Origin of the sequence: Shewanella kaireitica (assembly GCF_023284045.1) — a bacterium.
GTDB lineage: Bacteria > Pseudomonadota > Gammaproteobacteria > Enterobacterales > Shewanellaceae > Shewanella > Shewanella kaireitica.
This window is the reverse complement of record NZ_JAKIKQ010000001.1, coordinates 204282-226515: the sequence shown is the minus strand read 5'-3', so window position 1 is coordinate 226515 and position 22234 is coordinate 204282. Positions and strand designations below refer to the sequence as shown.

13 protein-coding genes, 1 pseudogene and 1 riboswitch are annotated in these 22234 nt (G+C 42.8%); of the genes and pseudogenes, 6 read left to right on the top strand and 8 right to left on the bottom strand.

Annotation, left to right across the window (positions count from 1 at the left end):
• Positions 1-69: 69 nt before the first annotated feature.
• The 4 genes from L2730_RS00880 to L2730_RS00865 form a co-directional block, all read right to left on the bottom strand.
• A complete protein-coding gene (locus L2730_RS00880; protein WP_248972859.1) occupies positions 70-3861 on the bottom strand; it encodes a S8 family serine peptidase in 3792 nt (1263 codons plus the stop codon).
• 600 nt (positions 3862-4461) lie between these two features.
• Positions 4462-5571 (bottom strand): succinylglutamate desuccinylase/aspartoacylase family protein, encoded by a 1110-nt coding sequence (locus L2730_RS00875; RefSeq protein WP_248973168.1) that lies wholly within the window; start codon positions 5569-5571, stop codon positions 4462-4464.
• Positions 5572-5620: 49 nt separating this feature from the next.
• A complete protein-coding gene (gene lysC / locus L2730_RS00870; protein WP_248972858.1) occupies positions 5621-6985 on the bottom strand; it encodes a lysine-sensitive aspartokinase 3 in 1365 nt (454 codons plus the stop codon).
• Positions 6986-7119: 134 nt separating this feature from the next.
• A riboswitch (Lysine riboswitch) is annotated at positions 7120-7298 on the bottom strand.
• Between the two features lie 143 nt (positions 7299-7441).
• Complete coding sequence (locus L2730_RS00865) at positions 7442-7870, bottom strand: DUF3293 domain-containing protein (protein ID WP_248972857.1); 429 nt, start codon at positions 7868-7870, stop codon at positions 7442-7444.
• A gap of 569 nt (positions 7871-8439) precedes the next feature.
• Between L2730_RS00865 and arcA the strand changes: the two genes are divergently transcribed.
• The gene (arcA, locus tag L2730_RS00860) at positions 8440-9156 is read left to right on the top strand and encodes a two-component system response regulator ArcA (protein ID WP_020914329.1); all 717 of its coding nucleotides are present in this window, start codon (positions 8440-8442) and stop codon (positions 9154-9156) included.
• A gap of 332 nt (positions 9157-9488) precedes the next feature.
• On the opposite strand, the gene L2730_RS00855 is transcribed toward arcA, so the two are convergent.
• Positions 9489-11687, bottom strand: a complete 2199-nt coding sequence (locus L2730_RS00855) for a S9 family peptidase (RefSeq protein WP_428848425.1) — start codon at positions 11685-11687, stop codon at positions 9489-9491.
• Between the two features lie 275 nt (positions 11688-11962).
• Between L2730_RS00855 and L2730_RS00850 the strand changes: the two genes are divergently transcribed.
• Positions 11963-12952 (top strand): class 1 fructose-bisphosphatase, encoded by a 990-nt coding sequence (locus L2730_RS00850; RefSeq protein ID WP_248972855.1) that lies wholly within the window; start codon positions 11963-11965, stop codon positions 12950-12952.
• 288 nt (positions 12953-13240) lie between these two features.
• Here L2730_RS00850 and L2730_RS00845 read toward each other — a convergent pair whose 3' ends face one another.
• Positions 13241-15031 carry a flavocytochrome c gene (locus tag L2730_RS00845; protein WP_248972854.1) on the bottom strand — a complete coding sequence of 597 codons (1791 nt, stop codon included), beginning with the start codon at positions 15029-15031 and terminating at the stop codon, positions 13241-13243.
• A gap of 406 nt (positions 15032-15437) precedes the next feature.
• Between L2730_RS00845 and L2730_RS00840 the strand changes: the two genes are divergently transcribed.
• Both L2730_RS00840 and L2730_RS00835 read left to right on the top strand, forming a co-directional pair.
• Positions 15438-17450 (top strand): ATP-binding protein, encoded by a 2013-nt coding sequence (locus L2730_RS00840; RefSeq protein WP_248972853.1) that lies wholly within the window; start codon positions 15438-15440, stop codon positions 17448-17450.
• Complete coding sequence (locus L2730_RS00835) at positions 17447-18826, top strand: sigma-54-dependent transcriptional regulator (protein ID WP_248972852.1); 1380 nt, start codon at positions 17447-17449, stop codon at positions 18824-18826. The genes L2730_RS00840 and L2730_RS00835 overlap by 4 nt, the downstream gene beginning before the upstream one ends.
• 67 nt (positions 18827-18893) lie before the next feature.
• Here the strand turns inward: L2730_RS00835 and L2730_RS00830 are convergent.
• A pseudogene (locus L2730_RS00830) lies at positions 18894-19124 on the bottom strand (cation:dicarboxylate symporter family transporter); the annotation flags it as partial.
• A gap of 358 nt (positions 19125-19482) precedes the next feature.
• Between L2730_RS00830 and L2730_RS00825 the strand changes: the two are divergent.
• Both L2730_RS00825 and L2730_RS00820 read left to right on the top strand, forming a co-directional pair.
• Positions 19483-20010, top strand: coding sequence for a hypothetical protein (locus L2730_RS00825; RefSeq protein WP_248972851.1), 528 nt, complete (start codon positions 19483-19485; stop codon positions 20008-20010).
• Positions 20011-20191: 181 nt separating this feature from the next.
• Positions 20192-20674 (top strand): hypothetical protein, encoded by a 483-nt coding sequence (locus L2730_RS00820; protein WP_248972850.1) that lies wholly within the window; start codon positions 20192-20194, stop codon positions 20672-20674.
• Positions 20675-20721: 47 nt separating this feature from the next.
• Here the strand turns inward: L2730_RS00820 and L2730_RS00815 are convergent, their stop codons facing one another.
• Positions 20722-21966: a dicarboxylate/amino acid:cation symporter gene (locus tag L2730_RS00815; protein WP_248972849.1), complete on the bottom strand. Its 1245-nt coding sequence runs from the start codon at positions 21964-21966 to the stop codon at positions 20722-20724.
• Between the last annotated feature and the right edge of the window lie 268 nt (positions 21967-22234).

The window sequence follows — 22234 nt, the reverse complement described above, 5'->3', positions numbered from 1 at the left end:
TCTATCAACTGGAATTAAAAAAGGCTAACTTATTAAGTTAGCCTTTTTATATAGTGCCAAATTAAAGTCTTATGACTTCATTTTTCGTCTAATCCAAACTGCAGGTAACAACAGTAGTCCCATCCAACCAACAGAACCGCCATCATCCAACTTTTCAGCATTAGTTACTGAAGTAACAGCCGTTGTAGTATCAGAGTTACCATTTGAATCTGAAACTGTTAGCTCAAATGATAAAATAGCCCCTTCAGCATCAACTTTTGGTGCTTCAAACATGAATGACTCCGCAGCATCATCAAATAGGACTGGTAATCCCCCAGTTTGTGACCACTTATAAGTCAGTTCATCGTCGTTACCATCGTAAGATGCTGAACCGTTCATGTTGATAGTTTGACCTTCGACTACCCAACTTGGCGCATCTACCATTGCTACAGGAGCAACCTCTTGAACACCAAATTTGAAGGTGCTCTCAACTTCATCTTCATCAAACGCATTCGTTAGCTTAAGTGCATAAGCTGAACCCGCTTTAGTTGGAATTAAATCAAAACCAACTGATAGATTTTCACCTGAAGAAGCAGCTTGAATCACAGTCCAAGTAATAGTGTTACCTTCTTGTGTACCATCATTCGAGATGTTTGCGACCTTGTGACCAGCTGACATCTGAGCAGAGAATGAATATTCTTTATCTTCATCACTAAAGTTAGGTGCTACATCAAAACTAACCCGGCTAGCGACACCCGCAGGCATTGCATCAGATAGATTAGTCATCATAGTGACATCATTTTTACGTGTAATGCTATACGGCACTTGAACCACGTTAGAGCCATCACCAGACTCCAGAATCAATATACCAGCAGAGTTCTTATCAGTGTCCCAGTCAAACGTAAGGCTAAACTCACCTTCAGCTTCTTCCACTGATACAGAAACATCATCACTCAATGAATCCTCATCTGCTAATACTGAAGTAACGCTCAATGTCACTTCATCGGTACCACCTGGAGTCGAGGCTTTATAACCATCAACAACGATATAGTAAGTACCTGCCGGAAGATTCGTAAAGGCTACAGACTCGTTAGAATCAGGACCGGCACTGCTACCAATATTAGTAAACGTCGCATCCAATATTCTTAGATCGACATCAGGCGCAGTCTCTGAAGCTGTAGAGAATATGACATTAGGCATCATATTAGGGAAGTTGAGTGCAACAAAGTCGAAGCCATCTTCAGCAACATTCAAAGTTGCAGGTGCAATGATGTCTGTCGATTTGTCATAGGTACCAGCTTTAATATTAACTAGGTCATTAGAAACAAAGCCTGAATAAGTCATGCTCCCTTCACTACGACCCGCTGTAATATCGAGGCTTGTAGGTAAATTATCACCATTAGCTTTCACCGCCACAGGAAGCTTCGCTTCAGGCATATCTTCTGACATTAACTTGATGTTTGCGAAATTCCAACCAGCACTTGCCGAAGAAACGTCCGCTTTAATGGTTAGCTCTTGTGATTCACCCGCTTTCAACTCAAACGATGCAGGCATTACAGAAAGAACTAAGCCATCTGTTACACCCATGGTACTTGCAGTCCAAGAACCATCTTTTGTTGCTTTTACAGTACGAGTCCATGAACATTCACCAACACATTTAGCATTAGCAATTGTTGGTAAGTTGATTTGTGAAGGCTGACCACCTAAAGCGGGATCTGCCTTAACATAATCAACGTAGCTCTCATCCATCACAAGACCAGCCTTCGCAGCTGCTTCGACATTTGCATAACCCGCACCCATATCAAAGAAATCTGATGGTGTAACACCATCGTCTTTGAAGGTTTCTTGGTTAGCCGTCATCATCAATGCAGACTGAATCTCAGCAGGAGTCCAATCAGGGTGGATGCTTGCAAGCAGTGTCAATGCTCCCGCAATGTGCGGACTAGCCATTGAAGTACCACTTAAGAAGCCATAATCACTAGGATCTGGATTTTGCTTAAATGCATCGGACTGATCATTCGCGTAAGCCGCAAAAATGCTCACCCCAGGTGCAGCAATAGATGGCGCTATAACGTCAGGAACTGATTTATTTGGTCCACGAGAAGTAAAGCCGGCAGCAATACGAGCTAGCTTCTCATCTTGAATCACTTCAGTACCCGTTATTGTGCCCATGTGCTCAGCACCACTTTCCAGCCAAGCTTTAAGCTTATCCCCTTGATCAGCATCAATTTGAATTGCTGGTAATACATGAGCATCAGCGACAACACTAGCAGCTCCGCCTTGCAAGTTTGCTAAAACTAATGCATCAGCACCACCTGCTAGAACATTGCGGCCTTTGTCTACACGAGCTATAGCACCACGGTCACAAACAACAATAGAGTTCTCTGCAAAGGTGTCTGCAGGGAATGGCTCTAGACACTGAGCCGGATCACCATCGGGATCGTTACTGTTTTTAAAATCACCAGCGTAAACGATAGAACCGGTAAACCCACCCGTCATTGACTTACCAGTCAGTTCACTCGGAGCTGCTGTATCACCACCAGTAAATGCACCTATGCTTTTTTCTGAGAAGTCACGGTCATGAGTATATGCAGCAACTGTTGTTAGCCAAGGCGCATCACCAGGTGAGCCCACAGTTTCAGGGCCTGGACCCGAGTTACCTGCAGAAGTCGCAACATGAATACCAGCTTTACGTGCCGATAGGAAAGCTAATGCGTCAGCATCATTCCATGGATTACTTGAACCGCCACCAATAGAGTAGTTAAGTGCATCAACACCGTTTTCAATTGCATGCTCAACCGCTAGAACAGTTAACGATGGTAAACACCCAGCAAAACCAATATCGTCATCTTCACCCGGTAAACAAACCTGATATGAAACAATGTTTGCATGCGGTGCAACACCTGACATAGATGCAAATACAACACCTGTATCGCCGCCATCAACGTTTGGCACATTAGTATCGACAAGCACGTTGCCCGCTGTAGTACCAGCAGTGTGTGAACCATGACCATTGTGATCTTCACCATTTGCAGGTACATCGATATCATAATCTAAGTAAAGGTCAGTAACTGCAGGCCAGCTATGAACCCCAATCAATTTATCGTTACAAAGTTCAGCAAAATCTCCAGCACAATCGCCAGAATAAACACCTTGGCCCCATGGGTTAGTGTGATCATATTTATCCCCACCAACATCAGCAAAAGATGGGTGGTCAGTATTAATACCGGTATCAATAATACCGACGATCATACCTTCACCTTTACTTTCAGTACCTGTAGCTTCACCACTCCAAACAGCAGGCGCTTTGATGATAGCTGGACCTGAGTCTGTCATAGGTTTACGCAAAATCTCGCGCTGGATATTGGCAATCCCGGCAACTTTAGCAAGCTTAGTCGCTTCAGCTTGGGTCATTTCCACAACTAAACCGTTATAAGCAAGCGTTGTTCTTTGCTTAACATTTAGCTCGCCTAATGCCGCTGTAGCTTTTTGAATCACACTGTCTTGACGTGAATTTAGAAACGAACGGTATGACTTCACATTCGAGCTGGTTACATCAAGTTTACGACTCTTTCCCTGAACTTTCTCAACTGACGTAGCTTTATAGCCCTCAATCCCACCTTGATAAAGCGCTACAGGGCTCTCAATCAAACGTACAAAATATCTATAGCTACCAGCCCCCAAATTAGCTTCTGGTGTGAAGATAGCGTTATTACGAATAACTTGATTATCAGCGTATGACTTTGAGTCTACCTTCTTGATATGGGCATTAGCTTCAGTTGAAGTTACTAGGGTAATGTTATGTTCAGACTGAGCACTTAGCGCACTTGCTGACATGGTGACCAATGCAGTAGATACTGCAATTGCGATTTTTGTTTTCACTTGTCAATTCCTTAATACTTTATAGTATTTTTTGTTTTATCCTGCTTTGTTGTAGCCTCGGCATCTCTACAAGAAGAAAGCTAAAGTAAAATGACTTTCCGTAGCACATTTGACTGAGGGAAAGCATTATTAACACAATAAAAACAAGTCGGCAAACAAGGATTTAACAAGGCAGATACAAAAAGATACGAAATGACACATTTGTAAAGATAGCAATACTGAATAAATATGCAAAAAAAATACCTGCAGAGTAAGTGAAAGGAAAGGCGAGACTTATGGTGATGACAATAAGGTCAAGTAAAACAAATACTTAACACCAGCATAAGGGGGTGTGATCAAAAATAAAAAAACGCTTATAACAGATGATATATAAAGCGAGAAAAAATTAACAAAAAAATACAGACTATAAGCTTGTTAAAAATACGAAATGGCCACTTTCCAGGCAAAACTTGTAATCAGCTTTTAAACGTTACCAGCACCACAACTAAAGTATCACCTAGGCGAGTTTTGCAAACTAGAAGCTGATTAGTTCTTGGTGGGCAAACTTATTTCAAGCAGGATTCTAATCGATGATAAAAGTTGACCCACTGCTGTTACTCTTCAGCCTATTGTGAACACATTAGTCATCAGCTTATACAACTCAGTACCTTGATAAACAGAGGCTGAAGCAAAGTGAAGAATGGGCACACAATCTTGCTCAAGCTGCAGCGAAGTTAATTCATCTTCAGTGCCATAGCAGTCAAGTCTAAGAATATTAGCCAGCGGTTCACCTGCCTTCAGTGGTCTACCAGGCTGGGCTAAGTACTCCACTAATCCGCCTTTAGGTGCATGATATTTCTTGTAGTCTTTGAGTAAACAACCAAAACGAGGCATATCGGCCGGAACAACCTTATTGTTGATCACACCGCGATGGCTAAGATAGGCCAAAATCCCCTGAGCATCGACCAGGGCATCCTGCATATCAATACGCTCTTGGCTTGCCAGCTCCAATGTAAAAGCCGCAACAGGGACTGGCATCTTTCGGCCTTGGCTAGCTGCATGCTCAACCAGCGCCCACCAAGGGCAAAATGCTGCCTCATCCATTGCGCCGCCAAAATCATTGGGAATGATTAAACTATAAGGAATAGAAAAGAACTTTGCAGAGTCTCTATCGTATTCAGGACAATAAAGATGTTTACAAGATTTTGGCCCCGTATGCAGATCAATCACAATATCGGCTTGATGTGCTAACGTTTGCAACGTGACAGCAAGCCTTTTACCTGTCGTCACGCCCCAAGGGTTTGCTAAATTCGCCTCACATGATGCCAACAACGCCAGCCTAAATTGCTGCTTTAGCTGTGTATCATCTAGATGACAATGTTGTTGATAAAATGCAGGGATATCGATTGAGTGTTCAAGATACTCTCGGTTCCAGTTAACCCCAGTAATAGGATCAAAGCGCCCAAGAGTAAACTCACCACTCTTTTGATTGATCCCTAATGGATTAGCAAGTGGCAATAAAGTCACCTCACCGCGCACATCCATAGCTTCCAATTGTTTCATTAACTGGAAAATAACCGCATTTCCCTGCACTTCTGCACCGTGAACATTCGCTTGCACAAATACACTCGGCGCAGATGGGTCTTTCGCCGCCACACGGTACACAGGAATGCTTAGCTCTTGCCCTGTTGCCAGTTCGCCAACATTAAGGTTAGATTGGGTAAATTGCATCATGTGTACTCGATTCCTTGCTTCAACAGCGGCTAATATTCAACAAAGATTATGATTCAAACAAGTTTTCATGCAGTGCGCGGATCACATCAGCAGCTTCAGCTTCTTCTACCAACACACATAGATTATGCGGGCTAGCGCCTTGGCAAATCATGCGTACATTATGAGGTTCAAGTACTTCAAACACTCTGCGACATACACCCGCCGTTGAAGCAATTCTGTTACCAATAACAGCAACTAATGCCAAACCATCTTCGACTCGAACTCGACAATGTTGCGACAACTCTTGCAGTAGCGACTCACTCAATAAGCCATGGCCACTCGAATCAGAGCCGGTTTTATCTAGGGTCAACGCCACATTCACTTCTGAAGTGGTAATTAAGTCAACACTGATCTTATGCTTTGCCAACGTAGCAAAAGTTTCCGCTAAAAAGCCCTGTGCGTGAAGCATTTGTAGACTGTGAAGATTTAACAGTGTTTGATCTCTTCTTACCGCGACTGCGCGGTAAACGGGTTCATTAGACACCTGATGACGGATCCAAGTACCGCCTTGTTCTGGTGTCCAGCTTGAGCCAACAAACACTTGGATTTTTTGCCTAACCGCTGGAAGAATAGTGGCTGGATGCAATACTTTAGCACCGAAAGTGGCCATCTCTGCCGCTTCATTAAAGCTGATTTCAGCAATAGGCTTAGCATTGGGTGCAAGTCTTGGATCAGTGGTGTAGATCCCGGCAACATCAGTCCAGATCTCAACCGCGGTTGCCCGCAGCGCTTCAGCTAATAGTGCTGCTGAATAGTCACTGCCGCCACGCCCCAAAGTCGTGGTAACTCCCTCTTCATCAGCCCCTATAAAACCTTGGGTAACTATTACTTGAGAATTCAACAATGGCGCTAAATGTGCTTCAGCAAGTTGAGCAATGGATTCTATTTGTGGTTCTGCACGGCCATGATGGCTATCCGTTCGCATCACTTGTCGCACATCGAATGCTGCAGCAGAAGCCCCTTTCTCACGTAATACAGCGGCGAAGAATACCGACGAGCACATCTCGCCTTGCGATAGCATTTCATCCATAACAGCTTTACTGCGACTCAATACTAAGCGTTCAGCAAGTACCGATATATGACTAATAACCGCATCAATTTTTGCAGCCACATCACTTGGGTGACCGAGTCTATCGAGGATCTGATACTGAATAGAAGCAATCTGCTTTATCAGCAGTTTGCTTTGCTCTGAGGTTGTTGTAGCTTGAGTCAGTGCTACAAGCTTATTGGTGACGCCACTTGAAGCGCTCACCACCACCACTTTTGTAGCAGGGTTATTGATAATGATATCGGCGCAGCGGTGCATAGCATCATAATCAGCTACTGAAGTACCGCCAAACTTAGCAACTGTTAAACCATTGGTTAAAGACATAAGTCAGCCTCCACGTTAAATGGAATCTGCATAGAATAGGTATTTTGAAAAACTAACATGAATAAGCTCCGAACTAACTTCGTTCGAAGAGCCTGGTGCTAAGATATGCACCCCATTGATGGGAAACAGCGATCGTCACCAGAAGCTCTCCACCATAATAATAGGTGACAATCGACAGGATTCAGCCTGAACGACCGATACTTAAAGCTATCCAAAAAGCTTTTAATATCTCGGCGCTAATCTCCCTCATGAATGATCTTTGGGTTTTGGTCCCTCTCATTCACTACCTAGTTAACGCTCCTCTTCTGTACTCAATTTGTATACAAATCAAGAAAGTGAAAAATATATAATTAACGCCAGCAAGTCAAACAAAATTTGTACAACTTTAGAATTATACCAACCAGTAAATAGCAGCTCGTGTCAAAGCCGCCCATCTTGATTTGATGTCAATTGTGATTACACGCTATCAGGCAACTCATGCACCACATTAACCCTCGGTGAAAACGCACCAAGAACCGTTTCCTGTTGTGACAACAAGCAAGGGATCAACTGCAATTTGTCAGACTCGACATAATAGATAGCATTTTGATTAAATTTGCAGCCAAGTTTAATCGCAGAAGCTTTATCGGTTGCTACAGCCCAACTCTTTTCCATATGACTGCGATCTTGAGAGGCGCCTACTATCGCCCGATAAGGGCGTCGTAAACCGAGGATCTCTTGCAGTAACTTACGGTCGAGCAATCGATTTTGACTGGGAGCCAATGATTCACCTTTCGGATTGTGAGCCGTGATGATTGCAAATGAAATATTGGGAGATAAACCTTGTGTGAACAAGAATTCCGTTTGTTGATATTCGTGCCAAAGTCTTTCTACTGAGTGATTCATTGCTAACAAATTCTCCAATTGAAGTGATTTTATTATAGCAAAATCGTTAGGGCTGCCTATAGATGTGATACCGATCACAGTAAATAAAATTTAACTTACCTTTGTTATCAATCACTTAATCACTTTAACGTGATCTAAGTCATGCCTTCCAGTAAATTTGTTAACATTTCATTTGTTAACAAATGCCTAAAACGAGTACAATAGGTCTTGTTGATTAACTCGCACTGATATACATGTGACGACACATTTTGTTACACATATCTGAAACAGATAGAAGAGTAATCCACACGGCTGTACCAAATGTGATCTATGTTTGATTTAACATTTAAACTTCAAAAAAAAACAATCGTTAAGGAACTTCTTGTCCCTATTGTTTATCGAAGGAAATACAGTTTACGTTTTCCATATGTGAGATACCCATACTTTACTTATCATTAAGTGTGTTGCTGTTTCAGAATAGAATTTGAAAACACCAGCGTGTATCAGTGAAATATCAGCATGACTTTATGGAGTATAAAACTATTTATACTCATGGTTAGAATAGAATTGACAGAGATTAGGTAATTAATATGCAAAACCCGCACATTCTGATTGTTGAAGATGAAGCAGTTACCAGAAACACACTTAGAAGTATTTTTGAAGCAGAAGGATATGTGGTATCTGAAGCCAATGATGGCGCTGAAATGCATAAAGCTATGCAAGACAATAAAGTTAACTTAGTCGTGATGGATATTAATCTTCCCGGCAAGAATGGACTTTTATTAGCACGCGAACTTCGTGAAATTAATAACATTGGCCTTATCTTCCTTACAGGCCGTGATAACGAAGTAGACAAGATCCTTGGACTTGAAATTGGCGCTGATGATTACATCACTAAGCCATTCAATCCACGTGAATTGACTATCCGTGCTCGCAACTTATTGACCCGTGTAAATAGCACTGGTGCTGAGTCTGAAGAGAAAAGTGCAGTTGAGTTCTACCGTTTCAACGGTTGGAGCTTAGAAATCAACAGCCGCTCTCTCGTTAGCCCACAAGGTGAGTCTTACAAGCTGCCACGTAGTGAATTCCGCGCTATGCTGCACTTTGTAGAGAACCCAGGCAAGATCCTTAGCCGTGCAGACCTACTAATGAAAATGACTGGTCGTGAGCTTAAGCCACATGACCGTACTGTTGATGTGACGATTCGTCGTATCCGTAAGCACTTCGAAAGCTTGCCAGATACACCAGAAATCATCGCTACCATCCACGGTGAAGGTTACCGTTTTTGTGGTAACTTAGAAGACTAATCCAATCTTCTATTAAAATAAAAGCCAGTCATTTGACTGGCTTTTTTGTATCTAAAATCGAAGAAAAAAATCAAATAACTAAGCTATTAAACTTGATAGCTTAGCCTTAATTAAACCTTAAACTGACTCTACAACAAGTTAAATTCTGCTAGCAGATAATTCTCACTTGTCAAATAAGCCAACGATAATTATAAATATTGCTTTATCCCAATACGGGTCGCTTTTTAAGATTAAGAATAAACAAACCATCTTATTAACGATATTTAATCTTCGGTTAATCAAAATAGGCATAAATTTAAATTAGTTCTATACCTATTTTGAAATAGTTAACTCTATTTTAGTTCACGGTCCAAAAAGTCTGCTAGCGAACGATATAAATGCACCCTTACTTTTTCACCACGCATAGAGTGTTTAGAACCGGGGTAATCTATCATCTGAAATAATTTACCTTCATCTTGCAGCGCTTTATATACACGAGTGCTGTTTTCAAACAGCACGTTGTCATCAGCCATACCGTGGTACATCAACAATCCAGACTGATAACCTTTGACATATGGCAGCACACTACTCGCCTCATAGCCTTTAGCATTTGTCTCGGGGTGGCTCAGGTAACGCTCGGTGTAATGGGTATCATACAATGACCAATCGGATACTGGTGCACCAGAGATTGCGGCCTTGAAGTAATCAGGTGCCTTAAACAGACTCATCAACGCCATATAACCGCCATAACTGTGGCCGTAGATAGCAATATTATCGCCATCGACATACGGCAAGCTACGCAAGTAATCGACGCCCACTTTTTGATCATTAACTTCAGCATCGCCCAACTGCTTGTAAATCACATACTCAAACTTAGTACCACGATGAGCAGAACCACGGTTATCTAATTGATAAACGATAAAGCCTTGCTGCAATAGATGCTGAGTAAAGTAGTCCTGATGACTCCAACTATTGGTCACTAGTTGTGCGTGTGGACCACCATAAACGCGAACAACCACAGGGTATTTCTTGCTCGCGTCAAAGTTTGTAGGCTTAAATATGCGGTACTGTAACGCTTGTCCATCTTCAGCGGTTAACTCGCCAAACTCTGGTATTTGCCACAGTCCAAAATAGTCATAAAGTGGGTGGCCTTTTATAACTTCATTTTGCTCAACCCAGGCTAATCGCTTACCAGACTCATTGTGCAAACTCACCTGAGGTGGCTGCGACAAACTACTAAAATAGTCTAAGTAGACTGGCTGATTATCGGCAAACACAGTTGAATGCATACCAGAGCGGCTGCTTATAGGTTCGACCTTTCCACCAGTAATAGCGACCCGATATAACTGCCTTTCAGTGACTTTAGTTTTACGACCAGTAAAGTACACTTCCCCGGCTTTTTCATCGATGTACTCAACAGCATCTACCGCCCAATCACCTTGGGTAAGCTGACGAATAACCTTGCCGTCAAGCCCTATTAGGTAAAGATGGTTGAAACCATCACGCTCCGACGCCCAGATAAACGATTTCTGTTTCTTTAAGAAATGCAGGTCATTATTTAGATTGATCCATGCTTCGCTGCGCTCCTGCACCAAATCTTTATTGCGTTTGATATCATCAATGTTAACGACTCTTAAGTCGAGCGATTGTTGATCGCGGCTCTGCCACTGGTAGGAGAGCTGCTTACTATTTGGCAGCCACTTAACCCGTGGAATATAGATATCAGTTTCTTTACCTAAATCAACCCATGCGACTTTACTGTCACTAAGCGAAACTACACCTAACGCAATTTTTACGTTATTTTTACCAGCATATGGATAACGTTGCTCGGTAAGTTTAATGCCATCAGCGTAGATTTCATTACGGGTGACTAACTCAACAGCAGATTCATCAATCCGAGTGTAGGCAATCGCTGATTCATCAGGTGACCACCAATAACCCGTCATACGACCCATCTCTTCTTGGGCAACAAACTCCGCCATGGCGTTTTTAATCGCGCCGCCGCCATCAGTGGTTAATGCAGTAACCTTCTCTGATTTAAGATCCAGCACATACAAATTCTGTTCACGTACGAAAGAGACGTAATTGCCCTTAGGAGACAGTCTTGCATCGGTCGCAAAGCCCTCACCAGTTTTAAGCAGTTTTACTTGATTGGTTTTCACCGAGAAGTAATACAGCTGACCTGAGGCTGGGATAAGCATAGCTTGGCTATCATCTGCCCAGAAATATTCCATAATGCCTTGGCCATAAATACGCTGACGTTCGCGGCGTGCTTTCTCCTCATCGGATAGCTCACCAATTGTTAGCTTATCAGCGTCAAGCAACAAGCTTTGCTTGCCGGTTGCTACATCCATCTGCCAAAGATCATAAAAATGTTGATCATCTTTACGGCCAGCCAAATAGGTCACTCGCTTACCATCTGGCGAAAGCTTAAGCCCACGCGGGCTAGTACCAGCTAAAGCTGGCGAGGCATACATACGTTCGATAGTTAGCGGCTTATCGCCACCTTTATTTGCTGTAGATTGTGCAATTGCTGAAGGTGCCATCATCATAGGAAGTGTGGCAAGCAGCAAATTCATCCAATTTTTTTTCATTATTATTCCTTGGATAACACGCCTTTGAAGCGCATTTAGACCGAAAATTCGCCTACATTGTGCCTCAAACATCAACAAAACAAAAACAATGCAGACAATATGCACTGGCGTGTGCGCTTTACAGCTGAAAAAACTGCCATTCTCAGGTATCATCGCCGACAATAAAAAGTTTAAAACTAAAAATCCCGACCTCTAACTCAATTTAAGATGATTAAATTGTCATAGGAAACAACATGCAGACTCTGGCTGAAAACCTGACATCGCAAGCAATTTCTCCCTCTCTTGAAAAACTGATCCTGACCTTAGCTGACACCTCTATCGAGATCAGCCATGCCGTTCGCCATGGTGCCTTAGCGGGTATTTTGGGCGCAACAGAGCAAGAAAATGTTCAAGGTGAAACCCAAAAGAAACTGGATATCATCACCAATGATATGCTCAAAGATGCGCTAAAAGCTGACGGTACAGTACGCGGCATAGCATCTGAAGAGGAAGACTACGTGGTTGACGCCGATGCAAACGGCGAGTTTCTAGTATGTTTTGATCCATTAGATGGTTCATCAAATATCGACATCAACTCATTAGTAGGTACTATCTTTTCGGTACTACCAGCACCAGCCGGTGAGTTTTCAGAAAAAAGCTTCTTGCAAGCGGGTCGTAAACAAGTTGCCGCAGGTTATGTGCTTTATGGCCCTTCTACTATGCTGGCTCTCACCACAGGTAAAGGCGTGCAACTTTTCACCCTTAATCCTGAAACCAACATGTATCTATTGACTGATCCAGCTATGAGCATCAGCAAAGACACTGCTGAGTTTGCCATTAACATGTCGAACCAACGCTTCTGGGAAGCGCCAATGCAGACCTACATTAACGATCTGCTACTAGGCACCATTGGTCCACGTGAAAAAGCCTTTAACATGCGCTGGATTGCCGCCATGGTTGGCGATGTTCACCGAGTACTTTGCCGCGGCGGGATCTTCACCTACCCAACAGACAATAAGAATCCGAACAAGCCATTCAAATTGCGCTTAATGTATGAAGCAAACCCAATGTCGTTTCTGGTTGAACAAGCAGGTGGTAAAGCGTCTACCGGTTATGAAACTATCATGGATATTGAGCCAACAGAGATCCACCAACGTGTGGCGGTTATCTTAGGTTCTGCCAATGAAGTTGACGCATGCCTTGAGTATCATCAAGTTGATTACTCACAAGAGCCAACGATCTAAATTGACGTTGTTTTAGTACAACGCCAGTAGATTAAAAAGCGCAGTTCTTTCGGGAGCTGCGCTTTTTTGTGACTGGTTAGTCATTAGTTGACGACTATCAAACTCCGCTTAACCAACGTATAAAAATCAGACTTCGTCTAACAACTAAGGTCGTGAGCTGGAAGCTCGCGACTTTTATTAAGCGCAGCTTGATATCTCTAGCCCCTTAAGCAACTTACGACAAAGTTTCTGATACAAAAAAGCCTTCATCTATGCAGATGAAGGCTTCATTTTGAAAGTAACTAAAGACTACTTTTTAACAGAGTACTTAGCTGCATTTTCACCAGCCATTCTACCGAAGGTGACGATGTCAGAAATCGCGTTACCACCTAAACGGTTAGCACCATGAACACCGCCTGTCACTTCGCCTGCGCCGTATAGACCAGGAATAACCTGCTTCTTAGCGTTCAAGATTTCAGACTTAGAGTCAATCATCACGCCGCCCATAGTGTGGTGAACACCAGGAGTCACTTCAATCGCGAAATAGTTACCTTCATTAAGAGCACGCGGTAGGTTTGGACGTTCAAAGTCAGCGTCTTTACCTGCAGTCACGAAGCTGTTGTAACGCGCCACAGTTTCAGTCAATGCTTTACCATCGATGTTCTCTAGTTTACCCAGCTTAACCAGTGAGTCAGCAGTCGGTGCGACACCTAGACCGATGTACTTATCGATTTTGCTTAGTGACTTACGTACAGAGTCATCAAAGATTAGGTAAGCTGTTTTACCTGTTTGCTCTAAGATAGCAGCAGCGGCTTTGTCACGAGTGGTGATTTCGTTGACGAAACGCTTACCTTCGCGGTTAACCAAGATTGCACCGTTACCACGTACCGCTTCAGTAACCATCACACCACCTTTAACAGACAGTGTTGGGTGAGCTTGGATGTACTGTAGATCTTGCATCGCAGCGCCAGCATTACCCGCTACATCAATACCATCACCAGTCGCACCGGGTTGGTTAGTTGATACAAAACCTTTTAGCTTTGGATCAAGTTTCGCTACACGGTCATTGTTCTTACCGAAACCACCTGTTGCCAATACAACAGCATCAGCTTTAATCCAGTAGTAACCTTTGTACATACCTTTAACGAGCAGGCCTTTAACGTTGCCTTTGTCGTCTTTTAGGATCTCAATACCACGAGTGTTCATGCGCATATCGATATCACGTTTAACCGCATTATCGTAAAGCACTTGAATCACGTGAGCACCAACACCTGCACCACCAGTTGGACGGTGAGAACGGTTAACAGATGCGCCCCCCATACGGCCGATATCAGTTAAATCTGCACCCATTGCAGTTAACCAGTCAACAGAACCTTTTGAGTGAGATGCCAATACGTCGACAAGAGCTGGATCATTTAAGTTACGGCCACCTTTCATGGTGTCTTTAACCATTGACTCAACGCTATCCTCAATACCTTTCGCTTTTTGTTGATCAGTCCAAGCGGCATTCATACCACCCGCTGCTAACTTAGCGTTACCACCAATCACAGGCTCTTTTTCAATAAGAATAACTTTAGCGCCATTATCATGAGCTGAAACCGCTGCTGAGAAACCAGCGCCACCAGAACCAATAACCACTACATCTGTAGTGTCACGTGGTGCAGCAGCAAGTGCAGCTTGACGATCTGATTTGTCTTTTAATAGCTCATCGATGCTTGGCTCATGACGTTCCCACTTCTTCGTGTATGGCATGTCAAAGTCAAAGCTATGGCAAGAGTCACAGTAAACCATCGATTTTTCGTGAGCGCTGTGGCAAGAGGTACAAGCGATTTCGCCAGGGAAGTGAGATGCGTGAGCATTGTAGTGTTCATGTTCAGTCTCTTTTGCCACCTCTTCCATGGTGCCATGACAAGATACACACTGCTCATTTTCGTAACTTAGGTTGTCATTTGAAAGCTCGCCATCAGGCATGTGGCAGCTATCACACTCTTGGTTTTCACCATGGAATTCAGCTAAGTTATCTGCTGCCATTGCATTACCCATAAAGCCCGCTGAGCCTATAAGCGTTGCAATGCACACTGCTTTTTTAAAGTTTTTCATCTCAAATCCTCACTCTCATCAAGTCACTTATCGCCACTTGTAAAAGTCATCACGGTAATTTCGACAATCGTTAATGTTGTCGTCAATTGTTAAGTTCGAATTCATTTTGAGCCTGATATGCACTGCTCTCAACCAACAAACCAATAGCTCACAACAAACTGAACACTTGATCACAGCTTGCCAAATTACTCATGCACGAATGCATAACGGCATGATGGGTTATGCAAAAATGCATAGCCCTGTGTGAGCGAGCTAACATCGCTCAATAAGACCGCTCCAGCAATTATGTAAAACTTCAAAGAGACAGAAAGACAGGGATATAGCGCTATTAGATCGCTGTTGTAGCGGTCAAAAACCGAGAATTACTGCACAGTTAACGTGTATAAGTGCATGCTAAGATTAACCCATGAAAATATTTGTTAAACTTTTATGCACACTGCTGGTAATGACTTCAGTGCTGCTCAGCCAAACTGCAGTAGCTAAAGAGAGCAATAGTATTGTGTTTGGTGTTCATTCAAAAACAGCTCCGCTTGAATGGCGTAATAACGGGGTCGATCAAGGCTTTAACTTGGAGCTACTGGATCGGATCGGTCAACTCACCGGTAACCGTATTGTTGTTAGACGTAAGACCTTTCAGCAGCTACTAGATGATGTTCATAACCCTGAATCACTAATTGATGTGATTGCGGTTGTAAGCCCAGTGACAATCGATCGAGATCTGAGCCAGTCCGATCCTATCTATGCCACCCACGCGAAAGCTTACACACTTCAAGGCAAGTCTTTCATTGATGGCTGGGACGATCTAAAAGGTAAACGAGTCGCTATTAAAAAAGGGGCCTTTGTCGATGTGTATATCTCAGGCAAACAACAAGACTTTAAAAGGGTCGATGTTGACCTTTACGAAACGGGGTTTCAGTTATTAATAAAGGGACAAGTCGATGTAGTGATCGCAGAAAACTTTGTAGCCAGACGATTAATGCCATTGTATCCATCAATTAGAAGTTCCAGTGACCCACTGATATATGGTGCGTTTAACTTTGTTAGTAATCGCAAAAATGCAGCCTTAATGGCGCATATTAATGATGCATTACGGCAGCTAAAATTGTCCGGAGAATATGACCGTCTCGTCAATAAGTGGTTTGGTACAGGACGAGAAAAAGTCGATCTGAACTCCGCGCAACAACGTATGTTGTCACTGGCAATTTTTGTCAGTTTGATCTCTGCTGTCGGCATGCTGCTCACAGGGTATGTCAGTCTTAGCTTACGTAAGCGCAGTAAAGCATTAAAACTAGAGTTAGCTCAGCGGAAAAAAGCAGAAGCGGCTATTTCTAACCTGTCGAAACAGTTCCAGTCAGTACTCGACGGTATCCCTCATGGAGTGACCTTATTTAATCGACAAGGTGAATGCCTGTGGAGTAATGATAATAATCAACTACTCAAAAATCCTGAGTTCCACTACATCGATGGTCAACCATTCAAACTATTGCCAAGCCTACTTGAAACCTTAGACAGCAACCGTTCCACCATCGCTGATATGGTTATTAAAAACCAGCATTGGCAGTTACAATTGCATCCCATTGGCGACGACCAAGCAGTTATTTTGCTGGAAGAGACCACAGAGCAACAACTACTGCGTCAAGCTAATGACGAGGCCAGTCGCTTGGCCTCTTTAGGAGAGCTTTCAGCAGGTATCGCCCATGAAATCAATAATCCCACCGGCATAATCATCCACTCGATAGCGTTTATAAATGATGCCCTAGCCGATCTTTCTATCGCTGCTGATAGCTACCAGAAACAGAACCCATTTTGGAATATTGCAGGACTAGAGCCTACATCGGCATTAACTGAGCTCAATCTGAGTAGCCAATCGATTGTTGAAGGTGCCGATCGTATTAGCCGTATCGTTAACGACTTAAAACGCTATGCCTTACCGACCATTGCTGATGAATACCAAGCAATATCACTTAATGAAGTGGTACAGGTCTCTTTGCGCTTAACAGCCAACCAGATAAAAACCTTAAACGTAGTCACTGACTTATCCAGTCCGAGTCCCATTATTAAAGGCGATGCACAGCAGTTGAACCAAGTGCTAATCAACTTAATTCAGAACGCCTGCCATGCCATCGTATTGGATGCTGACACTTATGATAATGACCAGCATATTGTGCTCAAAACTCACGCTAAGTCAGAATTTGCTTACTTGACGATTACCGATAAAGGTCAAGGTATGGACAGAGCGACATTGCAACGGATCACCGAGCCATTTTTCACCACAAGACGCTCAAGTGGTGGCACCGGGCTTGGACTGTCGGTTTGTAGCCGCATCATTAAGGAACACAACGCTGATATGCAGATAAAATCGCGTATTGGCAAAGGCACCGTAATCACCCTTCGCTTCCCATTGGAGACTCAAACGTGAAACTAGCCAGAAATATTCTACTTGTCGACGATGAAGCATCTTGGTTACGTACCCTTGCAATAACGCTCAACCGATTAGTGCCCGAAGCAAAAATCGATACCTGTGTCGACAGCCGGCAGGTGATGAACCGTCTTGAAGTCGGTGATTACGCTTTAGTTTTACTCGACTTAACTATGCCGTTCCACTCAGGTGAAGAGCTATTGGATATGATCCGCAATAGCCATCCCAATACTCGGGTCATCATAGTCACTGGTGTCAATGAGGTCGATACCGCTGTGCGTTGCATTAAACACGGCGCTTACGACTACTTTATCAAAACCGATAATGTTGACGATCTTGCCCGCACAGTGCGCCGCGCATTAGAAGTCGTGGGGCTGGAACGTAATTATTTGAGAATTAAAGAGAGCTTTCTCAGTAAAACGCTTTCCCAGCCAGAAGCATTCAATAATATTTTGACTTGTGAACCCGCCTTGCTTGATCAGTTTCGTTATTTTGAAGCGGTTGCGCCTAGTCCGGAGCCTATCCTAATTCAAGGTGAGAGTGGTACCGGCAAAGATGAGTTTGCCAAATCTGCTCATCAACTGTGCTGTCCAGACGCGCCTTTTATCAACGTTAATCTTGCCGGAATAAGCGCTAGTGCTTTTGAACTGCAACTGTTTGGCCAAATTAAGACCTTAGATAATGGTCAAGTCAGCGCCCAAGCTGGTGTGTTGCATCAGGTTCAATCAGGCTTACTATATTTAAATGAGATTGGCGATCTGCCGATTGAAGCCCAAGCCAAACTAGTGGATGTGATTGAGCATAAACAGTATTACCCCATTGGTAGTGACAAAGCCTATCCAGTACTGTGTAAAATCATCACCTCAACGCAACATGATCTGCTGACCTTAAGTAAAATGGGCAAGTTCCGTAACGACCTTCTCTACCGTCTACGTTCTCACACCATTAAACTGCCTCCGCTTAGGCAACGTAGGCTCGATCTATTCATGTTGATCAATCACTTCATCACCTTAGCCGCCGAAGAGATGAACCTGCCACGGCCAGATCAACCGAGCACCCTCTCCTCACAACTCGCCGACTATGAGTTTCCCGGCAATTTGCATGAATTAAAAGGTATGGTGTTTGATGCGGTAAGCAGAAGCGATGGTATTCAACTCAATATCAGTCCTTTTATGGAGGCCATCAACCTAAGCAAGGTAACTGCTCAGGATAGTGATCAGTTAGTCTTTCCAAAAGAACTGCCGACATTGGCGCAGATGGGAGATGCATTGATTAATGAGGCAATGAGCCGCACTGCCAATAGCCAGACAGCCGCAGCTAGAATGCTCGGCATTAGCCAAAGCGCACTAAGTCGTCGGCTAAAACAAGAAAAATAACATTTTAAAATCCATACAAAAAAACTCGCCAATTTAGGCGAGTTTTTATGATCAAGCAGCCCTTAAGCTAGCTTGAGGTAACGCTGTTTGATGCAGTCTCTAGCTTAACTTCTGCGCGCTTTTCTGTTTCATCAACAATGGGCAGTACTGCTGCGTCACCCACTACGTTACATGAAGTCAGTACCATATTGATTAGACGGTCAAGCGCGGCAACGATAGCGAATGCTTCAACCGGTAAGCCCATCTGATGAATAAGCACGCCAATCATCACCATGTCGCCGTTTGGTACACCACCACTACTCGACATATCACTTTTCATTTAAGCTAAGAAAGCAAGCACCGCTCAACCCTTTAACCACGATACAGCAGCCCTACCACAAGCACTCATAAAAAAGTAACGATAACACCACAATGTCAGAGCGAAAGCACAACAAAAAAATAAAGAATAAACTAAAGCTAATTTAGAAAAGTCACTGTTATTATTGAATATATACCCAAACAAGGACAATTTATGAACAGACTCACAAAAACAGAGTCACATATCTGACAAGCGGCATTTTTTTGACTATGAGACTAGATTGTTAAATAGTCTACGTGCTAAAGTCCTGTCCAGTTGTCAATACGGACTATTGACAGGGAATAAATCGGACGTAAACATGAAGAATTGGTTTTGGTTTTTATTAATATCGTCACTAACAACTATACAAATTGCCAAAGCGGAAGTTATTGGTGAGTTCACCTTCGACTTAAGCGAATATTCAGCACAGATCAGAACCACCCAAGAGGGCAATACTCTGCAATTTAAGTGCGATATTGAGAATACTGAAATTCAAACCATTGTCGACACTCAACACTTTTTTGCCTACAACGATGATCCTAGTCTATTAATTTTTGAGTTGAATGGCTTACATCACCAATTAAGTGGTGATGGCTCTGATTCTAAATTCAAATCTTGCTTTAATTGCGATAACGATAATCTTCACACAATACTTAATGTTCTCAACAGCTCAGCAGATGGTACATTGAATCTTGAAGCGATTTCACTTAGCTCAGGACTCAGCAGTCGTGTAAGTTTTGAGATTAAAAACCTAGACGAAGCAATATTTGAATTGCAAAAAAGTTGCCATCAATTATCACTTCGAAATAACAGTATTCACTTTAAAATGACGAAAGCAAGCAGGTAATACCAGCCAAAAACCTAACAAAATACAAACAATATTAACCACTCATAAACATTGTTCGTTAAATCGCACCACCGTTTATATATTAAGAATATTTGTCTATTAAAATCGACTTTAGCTATGCTAACATCCGCAAATTGAAACATGCTCATAGGATGAGCTATTTAGATCTCAAGGATGAATAGTGAAATTTTTTAGAATATTCGTATGCATTTTGCCCCTTATAAACAGCTTACCAAGCTTAGCTGAATCTCGTAGTCATTTAATCGTTAGTTCAACAGAATCTGACTTGTCACTGCGTGTGTTACAAGAAAATAATAAGCTAACTTTTAGTTGTGACAGCGCCAGTCACAACATAAAAACGACCCTCACAACAAACATTCCTTATGCTTACTACGCAGATGACAGTCTATTAATTGTTGGTTTAAATGGTATTATTTGCCAAATGAGTGGAAGAAGCTCTGCTTCTACATTTGTATCGAACGAAAGCTGCGAATTAGAAAAAGATAGAAAGCTCCGTCATGAATTCCAATCTAATAAGCCACTGAGTCTGGAACTTGAAGCTATTTCAATGAGCTCTGGAAGAAGTTCATCTGCAAAATTTAATATTGACGCAGAAGCCATTGAATTAAGATATTTTTTTAATCAGTGTAAAATTATAGACTAAAAAAAATGCCAGCTAAGCGCTGACATTTTAAAATAAACCGTGGCGCTTTAAGCAGTCACCAGCTTAGCTTCTGCACGTTTTTCAGTTTCATCAACAATTGTCAGTACTGCTGCGTCACCCACTACGTTACATGAAGTCAGTACCATATCGATTAGACGGTCAAGCGCGGCAACGATAGCGAATGCTTCAACCGGTAAACCCATCTGATGAATAAGCACGCCAATCATCACCATTCCGCCACCTGGAACACCGCCTGCGCCAACAGACAGTAAGAAGATACTAAACAGTAGCGCAGGTAACTGATCCATGCCTATTGGCGCGCCAAACGCATTCGCAACAAAGAAGATAGCAATGGTGATGTAAATTGATACGCCGCCCATGTTCATCGTTGCCCCCAGCGGTACGCCAAAACCTGCCACGGCGCGATTAACGCCGAGTTTCTCGGTGAGGGTACGCATTGTGACTGGAATAGTGGCGTTTGAGCTCGCTGTTGAAAGTGAAAATAGGATCTGTTCACGAGTTTTAGCGCGGAATTCTTTGGCCGACACCGGAGTAAACATGCTTACAGCAAATGGATAAACTACAAATATCCATAACAGCAGTAAACTTAAAATCACCACAAGGTATTCTAATACGCTACCAAATATCGCAGCTTCAAGGGTTGCACCGAGTTTTAGCATCAATGCAAACACACCAATAGGTGCTAACTGCATAACCACGCTAATGAGCTTCATCATGATTTTGTTAGCAACCTGAAAGCCACTCACAGCACTTTTAGCCGTTTCACCAAGTGACTTAATCACGCCGCCGAGCAAAAGTGCCATAAAGATAACTTGTAGCATATTGCCAGATGTAAAGGCTGCGACAGGGTTACTAGGCACGATACCCACAATCAGCTGTACTAAGTTTGGTAGCTCTGTGGCGACAATATCAACACCACCACTGCTCGACATATCAACGCCTTTACCCGGCGCTAACAGCAAAGCGACAGCTAGTGCGGCAAAAATAGCCACCAAGGTATTAATGATGTAGAAGCCAAACGTTTTACCGCCTAAACGGCCAAAACTATTGAGGTCTTTTAGTTCGCAAACGCCACATACAATTGAAACGAATACTAATGGCACAACTAACATCATGATCATGTTTACAAACATGGTGCCAGCGCCGGAAGCAATATCGACTACTGTACCGCTGAAGAAACCGATATCTGCGAGGAAGTATTGAATGATCGAACCGAGGATCAAACCTGAAAACAGACCTATAAAGATCCGAGTAGAAAGTGATTTAGTCATTAACTTGCCTTATATTCGACATGTCTTAACGCATGTCTGCTATTGCCTTCAATCTGGATGGATATTTAATTTCCATCTATTAGTGGCAAGGATAGTGAAACATGCTGGCAAGAATTTCAATCAAAACCATAAAATTAGTTTATGAAACAATCTTATAACACCTCAACGGCAACCAGGTAACCTCCTGTAAAAACAGTAAATTCAACTATTCACCCTAAAGCCAGATTGAAGCAACTTTTACACAAGAAACAACATAACAACAAATTAA

What these genes read in the sequence shown, in the direction of transcription:
- L2730_RS00875 (WP_248973168.1), bottom strand. Translation starts at nt 5,571, where the DNA reads ATGCAATTTACCCAATCTAACCTTAATGTTGGCGAACTGGCAACAGGG.
- lysC (WP_248972858.1), bottom strand. Translation starts at nt 6,985, where the DNA reads ATGTCTTTAACCAATGGTTTAACAGTTGCTAAGTTTGGCGGTACTTCA.
- L2730_RS00865 (WP_248972857.1), bottom strand. Translation starts at nt 7,870, where the DNA reads ATGAATCACTCAGTAGAAAGACTTTGGCACGAATATCAACAAACGGAA.
- arcA (WP_020914329.1), top strand. Translation starts at nt 8,440, where the DNA reads ATGCAAAACCCGCACATTCTGATTGTTGAAGATGAAGCAGTTACCAGA.
- L2730_RS00855 (WP_428848425.1), bottom strand. Translation starts at nt 11,687, where the DNA reads ATGATGATGGCACCTTCAGCAATTGCACAATCTACAGCAAATAAAGGT.
- L2730_RS00850 (WP_248972855.1), top strand. Translation starts at nt 11,963, where the DNA reads ATGCAGACTCTGGCTGAAAACCTGACATCGCAAGCAATTTCTCCCTCT.
- L2730_RS00845 (WP_248972854.1), bottom strand. Translation starts at nt 15,031, where the DNA reads ATGAAAAACTTTAAAAAAGCAGTGTGCATTGCAACGCTTATAGGCTCA.
- L2730_RS00840 (WP_248972853.1), top strand. Translation starts at nt 15,438, where the DNA reads ATGAAAATATTTGTTAAACTTTTATGCACACTGCTGGTAATGACTTCA.
- L2730_RS00825 (WP_248972851.1), top strand. Translation starts at nt 19,483, where the DNA reads ATGAAGAATTGGTTTTGGTTTTTATTAATATCGTCACTAACAACTATA.
- L2730_RS00815 (WP_248972849.1), bottom strand. Translation starts at nt 21,966, where the DNA reads ATGACTAAATCACTTTCTACTCGGATCTTTATAGGTCTGTTTTCAGGT.